Here is a 13,380-nt window from a genome sequence, read left to right as displayed (position 1 = left end):
GTTTCCGCCATGGACTACCAGGCCGTTCTCGAGGAGGTAGCGGCCTACGCCAGGCCGTTCGTGGGGCAAGGACAGGTTGCCGACTACATTCCGGCCTTGGAACGGGTGTCCAAGGACCGCTTCGGGATCGCGGTGGCCGACATCAACGGCGCGGTCCACGGGGTCGGCGACTGGGAGGTCCCGTTCTCCGTGCAGTCCATCTCCAAGGCGTTCTCCCTGGCGCTGGTGATGGCGGGCTCGCACGGCGACGACGACATCTGGAAGCGGGTCGGCCGCGAGCCGTCCGGTACGCCGTTCAACTCGCTGGTGCAGCTGGAGTGGGAGAACGGCATCCCGCGCAATCCGTTCATCAACGCGGGCGCACTGGTGGTCACCGACCGGCTGCAGACCCTCACCGGGGACGCCAGCACGACGATGCTGCACTTCCTGCGGGAGGAGAGCGGCAACGAGGACCTGGCCTTCGACCAGGGGGTGGCCGACTCCGAGGCGGAGCACGGCGACCGCAACGCCGCGCTCGCGCATTTCATGGCGTCCTTCGGGAACCTGGAAAACCCGGTGCCCAGCGTCATAGAGCACTACTTCTGGCAGTGCTCGATCGAGATGAGCTGCCGGGATCTGGCCACGGCCGGCGGCTTCCTGGCGCGCCACGGGCTGCGTGCCGACGGCAGCCGGCTGCTGGAGGCGCGCGAGGCGAAGCGGATCAACGCGGTGATGCTGACGTGCGGAACGTATGACGCGGCGGGGGAATTCGCGTACCGGGTGGGGCTGCCCGCCAAGAGCGGCGTCGGCGGCGGCATCGTCGCGGTGGTCCCCGGGCGCTGCACGCTGTGCGTCTGGAGCCCCGGGCTGGACGCCCGCGGCAACTCCGTCGCGGGCGCGGCGGCACTGGACCACTTCACCACGCTGACGGGCTGGTCGGTGTTCTGAGACGCTGACGGGCTGGTCGGTGTGCTGAGCGGGTGCGCCCCGGCGGCCGGGGCGCCCGGGGCGTGTGCTGGCGTTGTGGCCTGTGTTCCGTCGGCGCATCGTTGGCGTAGGAGGTGCACCGCCATGGAGCACGAGATGCGGGCCGAGTACGAGGAAGGCGTGCTGCCCCATGAGGACACGCCGGTGAAGATCTGGCACATGGTCCGGCTGGACGGGACCACCGCGATGTGCGGACGGCCGCTGGCTCCGGCCGCCGCCACCCAGGCGGCCGATGTCTGGGGCACGCCCAAGGCAGAGCCGTTCTGCCACACCTGCGGTGCGATGTATCTGCGCGAGCACCCCCAGGACACGGGCTGAGGCGGGCTGAGGCGGGCTGCCTGAGGGCTTGGCTTTCGCGAGCGGCCCGGGTGGCGGCCGGGCGTGCTCCGGGGGAGGTCGTGGCGGGTCGGCCATGACCCATCGGACAGGCTCTAAGGCGCGTCCTGAGGCAGTGGCGCGAACAGGTCCACGCCATGGCCGTCCGGGTCCCGCACCACGGCGTAACGCTGGCCCCAGAAGGCGTCCCATGGCGGCTTCTCGCCCGTGTAACCGGCGTCGGTGAGTTCTGCGTAGACCTTGTCGACCCCGGCGGGGCCGGCGCACTCGAAGGCCAGGCCGGTCGGGGCGCCGGCCTGCGGAGGCGTCCAGTCCGGATCGACGGCGCGGGCGGTCTCGTAGGTGTCCCACATCAGCCGCAGGCCGCCCGGCAGCGATGCCTCGGCGTGCGGGGCGGTGTCCGCGTCGGCGGGCACGTCCAAACCCAGGCGACGGTAGAAGGCGAGGGAGGCGGCCATATCGGCGACAACCATGCCGATGGCCGCGAAGCGCGGGGTCGACGGCTGTGCGGGGGAACTGGTGGGACCGGCGGGAGTGGTGGGAGTAGTCATGCGGCGAGCGTAGGCAGCGGCGTCCGGCGGGGTCTTGAAGGAATCGGACGCGGCCGGCCAGAGGGATCACCTGAGGGGCGGCGCCCCTAGGGGACGTTCGAACGGATCCCCTAGGGGATGCGAGGACCCCCTGCGGGCCCACAACGCGGAGTGACCCTGCGGTATTCCCACGGGCACGCCACCCGACCGGCCCTACGGGCAGCGGATGACCTGTCCCGCGTACGACAGATTGCCGCCGAAGGCGAACAGCAGGACGGGGGCGCCGGCGGCGATCTCGCGGCGTTCCACCAGCTTGGACAGGGCGAGCGGGACCGACGCGGCGGAGGTGTTGCCGGAGTCGACGACGTCGCGGGCGACCACCGCGTTGACCGCGCCGATGCGCTCGGCGACCGGCTCGATGATGCGCAGATTGGCCTGGTGCAGGACCACGCCCGCGAGGTCCTCGGGGAGGATGCCGGAGCGTTCGCAGACCTGCCGGGCGATGGCCGGCAGCTGCGTCGTCGCCCAGCGGTAGACGGTCTGGCCCTCCTGGGAGAACCGGGCCGGCTCGCCCTCGATGCGCACCGCGCCGCCCATCTGCGGGACCGAGCCCCACAGCACCGGGCCGACCTCCGGTTCCGGGGCGGCGGTGACCACCGCCGCGCCCGCGCCGTCGCCGACCAGGACGCAGGTCGTACGGTCCGTCCAGTCGACCACGTCGGTGAACTTCTCCGCCCCGATGACCAGCGCGTTGGTCGCGGAACCGGCCCGGATGGCGTGGTCGGCGGTGGCCAGCGCGTGGGTGAAGCCGGAGCAGACGACGTTGATGTCCATGGCGGCCGGCGCGTCCAGGCCGAGCCGGGCGGCGACCCGGGCCGCGGTGTTGGGGCTGCGGTCGGTGGCCGTACAGGTCGCGACCAGCACCAGGTCGATGTCGTGCGGGGCGAGGCCGCTCGATGCGAGCGCCTTGGCGGCCGCGGCGGACGCCATGGAGTCCACCGTCTCGTCCTTGGCCGCGACATGGCGGGTGCGAATACCGACCCGGCTTCGGATCCAGGCGTCGTCGGTGTCCACGATCTTCGCGAGATCGTCGTTGGTGAGCACGTCGGAGGGCTGGTAATGGCCGAGAGCCAGGACGCGTGACCCCGTCATGAGTTCCCCTGTGCGTGGGCGGGCGGTACTCGACCAGTCTCACCCTTCGGCGCCGACCGGTGGTTGCGCGATCTACCAATCTTCGGCCGTCAGAACTGGAGACATCCGACGCCACGCCGTGCCTACGGGCGTCCCCCGCCGTGTAAGGGATGTGCACGGCGGGGGTGGTGCGTGCGCTCCCCGGGGTGGGGGCGGGCGGGGGGTGGGCGGGGTCCCCTAGGGGACGTTCGAACAGATCCCCTAGGGGATGCGCGGGCCCCCTGCGGGTCCACAACGCGGGGTTACTGGGAGGTATTCCCTAGCCGGGCCGGCGCTTCCCGCCGCACGCTTCCCGACCGCGTGCCCTCCCGCGTGCCCCCGAGCACCCACCCGCATTCCGCTCACGCCTCCCCCTCACGCCCCCCGGCCTCGCGTGTCAGTGGCTGGAAGCGGCGCAGGCGCAGGCTGTTGCCGACGACGAAGACCGAGGAGAAGGCCATCGCGGCACCCGCGATCATCGGGTTGAGCAGCCCGGCCGCGGCCAGCGGGAGTGCCGCGACGTTGTAGCCGAAGGCCCAGAACAGGTTGGTCCGGATGGTGCCGAGGGTGGCGCGGGCGAGCCGGATGGCGTCCGCCGCGGCGCGCAGATCGCCCCGTACGAGGGTGAGGTCGCCGGCCTCGATGGCGGCGTCGGTGCCGGTGCCCATGGCCAGTCCCAGGTCGGCGGTGGCCAGGGCGGCCGCGTCGTTGACGCCGTCGCCGACCATGGCGACCGAGCGTCCCTCGGACTGGAGGCGGGCGATGACGGCCACCTTGTCCTCGGGCAGGACCTCGGCGATCACCTCGTCGATCCCGACCTCGGCGGCGACCGCCTCCGCGACGGCCTTGTTGTCGCCGGTGAGCAGGACCGGCGTCAGGCCCAGCGCGCGGAGCCTGGCGACCGCCTCGGCGCTGGTCGGCTTCACCGCGTCCGACACGACCAGTACGCCACGTGCCTCGCCGTCCCAGCCGACGGCGACCGCGGTCCGGCCCGCCGCCTCCGCCTCCTCCTTGGCCGTGACGAGTTCCGGCGGGAGCTGCTGGCTCCAGTCGTGGAGCAGCCGCTCGCGGCCGACCAGGACGGCGTGCCCCTCGACGATGCCCTGGACGCCCAGGCCGGGGACGTTGGCGAAGTCCTCGGGAGCGGGCAGCGTCCCGGACGGCTCCGCGGCCTGGGCCGCCTCGGCGATGGCGCGGGCGATCGGGTGCTCCGACGAGTGCTCCAGCGCACCGGCCAGCCGCAGCGCCTGCTGCCGCGGCACGCCGTCCGCGAGGTGGACGGCGGTCAGGGTCATCACGCCCGTGGTGACGGTGCCGGTCTTGTCCAGGACGACGGTGTCGGCCCTACGGGTGGACTCCAGGACCTCGGGCCCCTTGAGGAGGATGCCCAGCTGGGCGCCCCGGCCCGTACCGACCATCAGCGCGGTCGGGGTGGCCAGGCCCAGGGCGCACGGGCAGGCGATGATCAGTACGGCGACGGCCGCGGTGAAGGCGGCCACCGCGCCCTCGCCGGCGCCCAGCCAGTATCCGAGGGTGCCGACGGCGAGCGCGATGACCACCGGGACGAACACCGCGGAGATCCGGTCGGCGAGCCGCTGGGCCGCGGCCTTGCCGTTCTGCGCGTCCTCGACGAGCCGCGCCATCCGGGCGAGCTGGGTGTCGGCGCCGACCCGGGTGGCTTCGACGACCAGCCGGCCGCCCGCGTTGACGGTGGCCCCTGTGACGCCGTCACCGGGGGCGACCTCGACCGGCACGGACTCGCCGGTGAGCATGGAGGCGTCCACGGCCGAGGAGCCCTCGACCACCCGGCCGTCGGTGGCGATCTTCTCCCCCGGGCGTACGACGAAACGGTCCCCGACCTTCAACTCCCCGATGGGGACGCGTACTTCACGCACCTCGCGAACGTCCGTGCCGTTGTCGCCGCCGTCACGGGTGTCGCCGCCGTCACGGACTCCGTGGACTTCGCGCAGTACGGCGACGTCCTTGGCGCCCAGCTCCAGCAGTGCCCGCAGCGCAGCGCCCGCCTTGCGCTTCGAGCGGGCCTCGAAGTAGCGGCCGGCCAGGATGAAGGTGGTGACCCCGGCCGCCGCCTCCAGGTAGATGCTGCCGCTGCCGTCCGTGCGGGCGATGGTCAGCTCGAAGGGGTGCGTCATGCCGGGCATGCCCGCGGTGCCGAAGAAGAGGGCCCAGAGCGACCAGCCGAGCGCGGCGAGGGTGCCCATCGAGATGAGCGTGTCCATCGTGGCGGCGCCGTGCCGCAGATTCGTCCAAGCGGCCTTGTGGAACGGCCATGCTCCGTACGCCACCACCGGGGCGGCCAGCGTCAGCGACAGCCACTGCCAGTTGGTGAACTGGAGCGCCGGCACCATCGCCATCAGGACCACGGGGAGGGAGAGCGCGAGGGACGTGAGCAGGCGCTGGCGGAGGGCGGCGAGGGCGTCGGAGGCCGGGGCGGTGCCATGCGAGTCGTCCGGGCCGGTCGGGCCATCCGTGCCGTCGCTGCTGGCGGTGGCGTGCTCCGAGAGGGGCGGTTCGGGCGCCGGCGGTTGGGGCAGCGCCGCGGTGTAGCCGGTCTTCTCGACGGTGGCGATCAGATCCGCGGCCTGGACCCCGCTGCCCTCGGCCACCGCCACCTTCGCCTTCTCGGTGGCGTAGTTGACGGTGGCGGTGACCCCCTCCATCCGGTTGAGCTTCTTCTCGATGCGGGCGGCGCACGAGGCGCAGGTCATCCCGCCGATCTCCAGCTCGACGCGGGACTCTCCGATCGCGGTGGTCATGACTGCTGCTCCTCGGTGTGCTGGGAGTGCTCCACGGGCTGCGCGGGCTGGACGTGCTGTGCGGGCTGGGCGTGCTGCGAGTGCTGTGCGGGGGCGTGCCGTCCGGGGGAGTGGCGTACGGGACCGTCCCGGCCGGCGGCGCCGTCGCCGAACGCGCGGCCGAGGCCGAAGCCGGCGGCGAGAACGACGAGCAGCGCCAGCGCATAGCCGCCGAGCTTGACCGGGGTGGACAGGGCCGTCATGGCGTACTCCTCATCGCGAGCCGTGGGACAACGGCGGCAACCATCATCCAGTACGCAGAACGATATACCCCCTAGGGGTATTCTGTCACGCCTCCCCTGCGTCGCCCACGCCCTCTCCCGTCCCCGTGCCCGGCCCCGCCGCCCGGGTCACCCGGCCGCCCATCTCCCGCAGGTACGCCGCCAGCTCCGGCGGCTCGTGCACGGTGAACTCGCAGCCCAGCATGGCCAGCCGGAACGCCAGCCAGGCCAGCGAATCGGGCGCGCAGCGCAGCCGGCAGGACGCCTCGTCGAGCGGTTCCACCTCGCCCGCCGACGGGCCGCCCAGCCGGGCGGTCACCTCGGCGGCCGGCGCGTAGACCGTCGCCACCGCCCCGTGCACCGGGGCCGGGCCCATCCCCTGCATCCGCTCCCGGATGTAGGCCGCGGCGTCCGCGGCCGGCAGCTCGCGCGGCGGGGTGCGTACGCCGGTGGGGAACGGCTCGCTCAGCCGGTCCACCCGGAAGATCCGCCAGTCCTCGCGGTCGTTGTCGTACGCCACGAGATACCAGCGGCGCGCGGCCGCGACCAGGCGGTACGGCTCCACCAGGCGCTTGGTGCGGGCCCCGGCACGTGCCTCGTAGCGGAACCGCACCCGCTCGTGGTTGGTGATCGCCGCGGCGAGCACGGACAGATGCTCCGGGTCGACGGTCGGGCCGTCGCCGGCGGGCATCGGGACGGTGGCCGTACCGAGGGTGCCCACCCGCCGCCGCAGCCGGGCCGGCAGCACCTGTTCGAGCTTGGCGAGCGCCCGGACGGACGCCTCCTCGATGCCGTCGATGGTGTGCCCGGCCGTCGACCGCAGCCCCACCGCGATGGCCACCGCCTCCTCGTCGTCCAGCAGCAGCGGCGGCATGGCCGTCCCCGCGGCCAGCCGGTAGCCGCCGTCCGCGCCCATCGTCGCGTGGACCGGGTAGCCCAGATCGCGCAGCCGCTCGATATCGCGGCGGATCGTGCGGGGGGTGACCCCCAGCCGCTCGGCCAGCTCGTTGCCGGGCCATTCGCGGGGGGTCTGCAGCAGGGACAGCAGATTCAACAGGCGTGCCGACGTCTCACTCATGGCACCGATGATGCGCGCATAAGTAGGACGGGAGCTGTCCTATAGGGCTTCTAGTGTCGGAGATGCACGGAGCGGGGCCGTCACCGCTACCGCCCGTTTCGCCCGCAGATCCTTCCTCTTCCCGTTCCCAGGAGAACGCCATGACCACGACCGCCCCCGCAGCCCCCGAGGCGGCCGAAACGGCGGCCCCCGCGGCCGACCGCAGACGCTGGATAGCCCTCGCCGTCGTCCTCACCGCCAGCTTCATGGACCTGGTCGACGCGACCATCGTCAACATCGCCATCCCGAGCATCCGGCAGGACACCGGGGCATCCTTCAGCGCCCTCCAGTGGGTCACCGCGGGCTACGCCCTCGCCTTCGCGCTCGGCCTGATCACCGGCGGCCGGCTGGGCGACATCTACGGCCGCAAGCGGCTGTTCCTGCTGGGCATGGCCGGGTTCACCGTCGCCTCCGCGCTGTGCGGCCTGGCCACGAGCCCCGGCATGCTGGTCGGCGCGCGGGTGCTGCAAGGGGCGATGGCGGCGCTGATGGTGCCGCAGGTGCTGGCGATCATCCACGTCGGCTTTCCGCCGCGGGAGCGCGGCAAGGTCTTCGGGATGTTCGGCGCGGTGATCGGCCTCGGCGCGGTGTGCGGCCCGCTGATCGGCGCGCTGCTCACGGAGGGCGATCTCTTCGGGCTGGCCTGGCGCCCGATCTTCCTGATCAATCTGCCGGTCGGTGTCGCCGGCATCCTGCTCGGCCGCCGTTTCCTCACCGAGTCCAAGGCGCCCAGCGCGCTCCGTCTCGACCTGGTCGGCACGGCGCTGGCCACCGTCGGCCTGCTGATGGTGCTCTACCCGCTGACCCAGGGGCGGGAGTCCGGCTGGCCGGTGTGGGGCTTTGTGTCGATGGCGGCGAGCCCGCTCATGCTCGCGGTGTTCGTCCGCTACGAGCGCGCCAAGGCCCGCAAGGACGGCTCACCGCTCGTCGAACTCTCCCTCTTCAAGGTCAGGACGTTCGCGGCCGGCGTCGGCGTCCAGCTGATCTTCGGCGTCGCCTCTGGCCTGTTCTTCCTGGTCTGGACGCTGCATATGCAGCTGGGGCTGGGCTGGGGCCCGCTGCACGCGGGGCTGACCGGGGTGCCGTTCTCCCTCGCCTGCTCGGCCGCCGCCGGGATGTCCGTCCAGAAGCTGGTACCGCGCTTCGGCCGCAAGGTCATGCAGGCAGGCGCGCTGATCATGCTGTCCGGTGCGCTGCTCTACCTCTGGCAGGCCGGGCACTACGGAACGGCCCTGGACTCCTGGCAGATGGCACCGGCGATGGTCCTGCTGGGCGCCGGCATGGGCCTGATCGTCGCCCCGATCACGGACTCCGTGCTCTCCGAGGTGCCGGCCGAGCACTCCGGATCGGCGTCCGGCATCTTCAACACCACCGGACAGCTGGGCATGGCCCTGGGCCTCGGCCTGTCGTCGGTGGCCTTCTTCGGAGTCGTCGACGGCACCGGGCACGCGGAAGGCGGGGCGCGAGCGGCGGCGGGGGCCTCGTTCATCGACGCCACCGGCCACGCGCTGTGGTGGGTGTCCGGCGGCCTGGTCGTCGTCTTCGGGCTGCTGTTCCTGCTGCCCCGGCGGGTACGGGCGCAGAGCGCGGTGGCGGACGCGGCGGCCGCCGACGAAGCCGGGCGGGAGCAGCCGGTCCTGGTTTCCTGAAGAGGCGGCCGCCCCGCACACACGTCACGCACCAGCCGACCCCGAGGAGCCCCCGACCGTGGCGCGTACGAGCACGACGACGACCATGACCTGGACCGAGGCGAGCGCCCGCCGCCTGGAGCGGGCGGGGCTCGCCGGGGCGCCGGCCGCCGACGACCCCGCCGGGATCGCGGCCGCGATGTGCGGGGCGCACGCCCAGGTACTGTCCGCCGCCGAACTCTCCGTCATGCTGCGCGCCGCGACCGGCGGCCGCACCGCCGTCCGCGAGGCCCTGTGGACCGACCGCACCCTGGTCAGGACACATGGCCCGCGCGGCACCGTGCATCTGCTGCCCACCGCAGACCTGCCGATGTGGACCGGTGCGCTGTCGGCCGTGCCCTCCGCGGCCAGCCCCCTCCCCCCGGAGGCCCGGCTGACACCCGACCAGACCGAGCGGATCCTCGCCGCGATCACCGACGCGCTGGCGGAAGCCGAGCTGACCACCGACGAGCTGGGCGAGGCGGTGGTCGCCGCCACCGGGCCCTGGGCCGCCGACCCCGTGATGCCCGCCTTCCAGGGGATGTGGCCGCGCTGGCGGCAGGTCATGCACCGGGCCGGGCAGAGCGGCGCCCTGTGCTTCGCGCCCAACCGGGGCCGCAAGGTCGCCTACACCAGCCCCCGCCGTGCCCTGCCCGGCTTCCGCCCGATGGCGGGACCCGCCGCCCTCGCCGCGCTCGTACAGCGCTATCTGTACGCATACGGTCCGGCCACCCCGCAGGACTTCGCGACCTGGATCGGCGCCCCGGCAGGCTGGGCGGGCGAACTCTTCGCCACCCTGGCCCACGAGCGGCCGCGCCGCCTCCAGCAGGTCGACTTCGAGGGCACGCCCGCCTGGATCGTGGCCGGCGACACCGAAGGGCCCGCCACCGACCCCGCCGGTGTCCGCCTGCTCCCCTACTTCGACGCCTACGGCATCGCCTGCCGGCCCCGTGACCTGCTCTTTCCCGGCCGGGCCGGAGAGCGCGCGCTGGCCGGGCGGCAGGCCGGAAACTACCCGCTGCTGCTCATCGACGGCACCGTCGCCGGCGTATGGCACCAGCGCCGCTCCGGCCGCCGGATCCGGCTCACCGTCGAGCCGCTGACGCCGCTGACCACCGGGCAGCGCCGCGCCCTGGACGCCCAGGCCCGCCGGGTCGGCGAAATCCTGGAAGGGACGGCCGAATTGACCCTCGGCACGGTGACCGTGGGGCCGCACGCGTAGCGCACAGGGCACAAACCGGGCGTGTCACCGACCGTGCCCGCATCCTGACCCCGGGGTGAAAAGCGGGGCCGGGCCGTACCGCCGGCCCGCCCCCGGTTGCCATACTGGCCCCGTGTCAGTGATCAGCAACCTCCGCAAAGCCGTCCGGCTGCCACAGCCGCGCAGTCACGGGGTCGACCTCAGCCACCCCGCGCGCTCGCCGCTCGGCACCGCCGTCGTGAACTGCGCGGTGTACGTCGACGGCGTGCGGCAGCAGGGCAACCACCCGGCCGACGTGGCGATACGCCAGGTCCGCCGGTCCGGCAGCGGTTTTGTCTGGATCGGGCTGCACGAGCCCTCCGAGAAGGAGTTCGCCGGCATCGTCGAGCTCTTCGGGCTGCACCCGCTCGCCGTCGAGGACGCGGTCTACGCTCATCAGCGGCCCAAGCTGGAGCGCTACGACGACTCCCTGTTCACCGTGTTCAAGACGGTCCGCTATGTGGAGCACGACCGGCTCACCGACACCAGCGAGGTGGTGGAGACCGGCGAGATCATGGTCTTCACCGGCGCCGACTTCGTGATCACCGTGCGGCACGGCGGACATGGGTCGCTCGGCCCGCTCCGCGAGCAGCTGGAGTCCGTCCCGGAGCAGCTGGCGCTCGGCCCGTCGGCCGTCCTGCACGCCATCGCCGACCTCGTCGTGGACGACTATCTGGAGGTCACGGCCGCCGTCCAGGACGACATCGACGATGTCGAGAGCGAGGTCTTCTCCGTCCGGGGCGGCGGCGGGGCCGGCCGGATCTACCAGCTCAAGCGCGAACTCCTGGAACTCAAGCGCGCGGTGGCCCCGCTGGACCGGCCGCTGCAGTCGCTGGCCACCCAGCCGATCGCCTACGTCGACCCGCGGATCAAGACGTACTTCCGGGACGTATCGGACCACCTCGACCGGGTCACCGAGCAGATCACCGCCTTCGACGAACTGCTCAACTCCATACTTCAGGCGCATCTGGCCCAGGTCACCGTGGCCCAGAACGAGGACATGCGCCGGATCAGTGCCTGGGTCGCGATCCTCGCCGTACCGACCATGGTCTGCGGCGTTTACGGCATGAACTTCGAATATATGCCGGAAAAGCACTGGACGTTCGGGTATCCGCTGGTCATGGGCGTCATCCTGGCGATCTGCTGGGTGATCCACCGCGGGTTCAAGCGGAACGGGTGGTTGTAGGACCTGAGGTGAGGGGGAGTTCGACCGGGGCCCAACGGGAAGCGTGGAGCCGGTCGTTGCGGTAGGGGGCCGCCCCCTGTACGGCCCCCGTCCACACACAAGCGGTGGGGCTCCGAAGAGCCCCACCGCGTGAGCGAAGGCCAGGAGTGCGGGCTGGTGGGGATACGAGGGCCGGCCGCCAGGTACCGGTCCCCGTCAGCCGAACCCTGTCAGCAAGCCTGGTCAGGGCGCGCCGCGGGCCTTCGCCGTATCTCAGGCGGCCTTGCCGAAGCGAAGGCCCGCCAGACCGTTTGCCCAGAGCTGGTCAACCTGGGCGCGCTCGTTGTCGTCCGGCTGTGCGTTCTGGCACGACGGGCCGGGGCCGCCACCGGACATCAGCTCGCTGCACGGACCCTCGTAGTGGTCCGGCAGACCCAGCACATGGCCGGTCTCGTGCGCGGTCACTCGGGTGGAGTTGTATTCCTGGTTCTGCTTGTAGTCCAGGAAGACAAAGCCCTTGCCGTGGCCGTCGGTGCTCGCGTACGAACCGCGCGGGTCGTCGCCCTCGCGGTACTGGAAGTCGCCGCCGCTGCCTTCCTGCAGCTTGACGTTCTGCACGGCGCCGTTCCATATCGACGCGCTCTCGGCTATCTGGTTCGCGAACGTCGGCGCCGCACTGGCGTCGTAGGTCACGGTGACCGAGGCGGCGTGCGGGTGCGCCTTCATCTTCGCCTTGGCCGACTTCATGACGGCCTCGAAGAACGCCTTCGTGTCGGCCTTGTCGGCCGCCGAACCCTGGTAGGCCGCGATGGAGGCGCGGGTGCTCTGGGAGGAGTTGTGGTGTGATGAGGGGGAAGCTGCCGAAACCGGTGCCGCAGCAGCGAGCGCGGCAGCGAGGCCCAGTCCGAGCGCCGCCGACAGCGCCTTCTTGGGAGAACTCATGTGGGGGCTCCTTAATTTCCGAGGGCCGTACGGTCGCCGTGTGGGGCGGCGACCGGGGCCCTGCGGATTTCTTGGTGCCGTTGAGTCTGGACGGAGTTCACCCGTGAGGCGGAGATGCCAGGTGGCGATAGCGCGAGGCAATACCCCGGAAAAAAGAGAGCGTTCGCATAGGTTTGAGAGTCTGGTGTGACGTATGCCTACGTCGTTATGCTCCCGTCGTGGAGCTCGAGGTAAGGCATCTTCGCGCATTGTGCGCCATCGCCGACTCCGGCAGCGTACGAAAAGCCGCCCGGCAGTTGGGGATGACGCAGCCTTCCTTGACGACTCAGCTGCGCCGCATCGAGAAAGCCCTGGGCGGACAGCTCTTCTTCCGTGAACCGACCGGCAGCCGGCCGACCGCCCTGGGTCATTCGGTGCTCTGCCGCGCCCGCCCCATAGTGGCCGAAATGCGCGCGCTGGTCGAGGAGATAGCCTCCGCGTCCGTACGCGAGCAAGGGGCCCGGCTCCGCATCGGCAGCACCAGCAGCCGCGCCGTCGCCGGCTGGCTGCGCCGGCTACGGGTGCGTCTGCCCGAAACGGACACCACGATAAGGATCGATGTGTCCGCCAATGCGCTGCTTCAGATGGTCGCGTCCGGACAGCTCGACGTCGCCTTCGTGCACGAGGTCGAGGGCGCCCCGCTACGGGTCCCCGAGGGACTGGCCGAGCATGAACTCATCGCCAGGGAACCCCAGTTCATCGCCCTCGCGGACAGTCATCCGGCGGCCGCGCAGTCGATCGTCAGGGTGCAGGACCTCGCCGACGACCAGTGGATGGTCGACCCGACCGTGGACGGCGAATGGGCCGGGCTGCGCCGTATCTGGGCCGCGGCCGGTATCAACCCCCGGGTGGTGCACGGCGACTACCTCACCGCCGTCGATCTCGTCACCGCCGGCGAGGTCGTCACCCCCTGCCAGCCGACCGCCCGCCTGCGGCCCGGTATGGCCGTCCGCCCTCTGCACGGCGACCCGCTCGCCGTCCGCCTCTTCATGGCCTGCCGGCACGACGGCACCCCGGCCGCCCCCGTCGACGCCCTCCTCGCCGACCTGACCTCGGCGTACATGGAGATCGCCTGGGCGAGCGTGGCGTATCGGGAGTGGCTGGTGAGGCACGACGGGCCGCTGCCGGTGGGGACGTAACGCGGGCACCGCCGCCTCGCGGCCAGGCAAAA

Annotated in this window: 12 protein-coding genes; 6 read left to right on the top strand and 6 right to left on the bottom strand. The window is 72.0% G+C overall.

The features are described 5' to 3' along the window. The first annotated feature begins 9 nt into the window (after nucleotides 1-9). On the top strand, nucleotides 10-927 hold the full coding sequence (locus FCH28_RS27820) for a glutaminase (RefSeq protein ID WP_136742920.1): 918 nt from the start codon (nucleotides 10-12) through the stop codon (nucleotides 925-927). Between the two features lie 123 nt (nucleotides 928-1,050). Next, complete coding sequence (locus tag FCH28_RS27815) at nucleotides 1,051-1,284, top strand: hypothetical protein (protein ID WP_136742919.1); 234 nt, start codon at nucleotides 1,051-1,053, stop codon at nucleotides 1,282-1,284. Nucleotides 1,285-1,397: 113 nt separating this feature from the next. On the opposite strand, the gene FCH28_RS27810 is transcribed toward FCH28_RS27815, so the two are convergent. The 5 genes from FCH28_RS27810 to FCH28_RS27790 all read right to left on the bottom strand — a co-directional run bounded on the left by FCH28_RS27810 (nucleotide 1,398) and on the right by FCH28_RS27790 (nucleotide 7,117). Further along, complete coding sequence (locus FCH28_RS27810) at nucleotides 1,398-1,853, bottom strand: VOC family protein (RefSeq protein WP_136742918.1); 456 nt, start codon at nucleotides 1,851-1,853, stop codon at nucleotides 1,398-1,400. Between the two features lie 192 nt (nucleotides 1,854-2,045). Continuing rightward, nucleotides 2,046-2,984, bottom strand: coding sequence for a beta-ketoacyl-ACP synthase III (locus tag FCH28_RS27805; protein WP_136742917.1), 939 nt, complete (start codon nucleotides 2,982-2,984; stop codon nucleotides 2,046-2,048). Nucleotides 2,985-3,364: 380 nt separating this feature from the next. Beyond that, nucleotides 3,365-5,779, bottom strand: a complete 2,415-nt coding sequence (locus FCH28_RS27800) for a heavy metal translocating P-type ATPase (RefSeq protein WP_136742916.1) — start codon at nucleotides 5,777-5,779, stop codon at nucleotides 3,365-3,367. Continuing rightward, nucleotides 5,776-6,021 (bottom strand): hypothetical protein, encoded by a 246-nt coding sequence (locus tag FCH28_RS27795; RefSeq protein ID WP_136742915.1) that lies wholly within the window; start codon nucleotides 6,019-6,021, stop codon nucleotides 5,776-5,778. Before FCH28_RS27795 ends, FCH28_RS27800 begins: the two co-directional genes overlap by 4 nt. Nucleotides 6,022-6,106: 85 nt before the next feature. Then, entirely contained in the window at nucleotides 6,107-7,117 is a 1,011-nt protein-coding gene (locus tag FCH28_RS27790) for a helix-turn-helix transcriptional regulator (protein WP_136742914.1), read from the bottom strand. 140 nt (nucleotides 7,118-7,257) lie between these two features. Between FCH28_RS27790 and FCH28_RS27785 the strand changes: the two genes are divergently transcribed. The 3 genes from FCH28_RS27785 (at nucleotide 7,258) to FCH28_RS27775 (ending at nucleotide 11,249) form a co-directional block, all read left to right on the top strand. Further along, nucleotides 7,258-8,805 carry an MFS transporter gene (locus FCH28_RS27785; protein ID WP_136742913.1) on the top strand — a complete coding sequence of 516 codons (1,548 nt, stop codon included), beginning with the start codon at nucleotides 7,258-7,260 and terminating at the stop codon, nucleotides 8,803-8,805. 85 nt (nucleotides 8,806-8,890) lie between these two features. Next, nucleotides 8,891-10,045: a winged helix DNA-binding domain-containing protein gene (locus tag FCH28_RS27780; protein ID WP_136743148.1), complete on the top strand. Its 1,155-nt coding sequence runs from the start codon at nucleotides 8,891-8,893 to the stop codon at nucleotides 10,043-10,045. A 118-nt stretch (nucleotides 10,046-10,163) separates the two neighbouring features. Beyond that, on the top strand, nucleotides 10,164-11,249 hold the full coding sequence (locus FCH28_RS27775; RefSeq protein WP_136743147.1) for a magnesium and cobalt transport protein CorA: 1,086 nt from the start codon (nucleotides 10,164-10,166) through the stop codon (nucleotides 11,247-11,249). A 252-nt stretch (nucleotides 11,250-11,501) separates the two neighbouring features. Here the strand turns inward: FCH28_RS27775 and snpA are convergent, their stop codons facing one another. Further along, nucleotides 11,502-12,170 (bottom strand): snapalysin, encoded by a 669-nt coding sequence (gene snpA, locus FCH28_RS27770; RefSeq protein WP_136742912.1) that lies wholly within the window; start codon nucleotides 12,168-12,170, stop codon nucleotides 11,502-11,504. 218 nt (nucleotides 12,171-12,388) lie between these two features. Between snpA and FCH28_RS27765 the strand changes: the two genes are divergently transcribed. Continuing rightward, nucleotides 12,389-13,348: a LysR family transcriptional regulator gene (locus tag FCH28_RS27765; RefSeq protein ID WP_246103285.1), complete on the top strand. Its 960-nt coding sequence runs from the start codon at nucleotides 12,389-12,391 to the stop codon at nucleotides 13,346-13,348. Nucleotides 13,349-13,380 lie beyond the last annotated feature (32 nt).

This window comes from Streptomyces piniterrae (assembly GCF_005048155.1).
Taxonomy (GTDB): Bacteria; Actinomycetota; Actinomycetes; order Streptomycetales; family Streptomycetaceae; genus Streptomyces; species Streptomyces piniterrae.
This window is presented reverse-complemented; position numbering and strand designations above follow the sequence as displayed.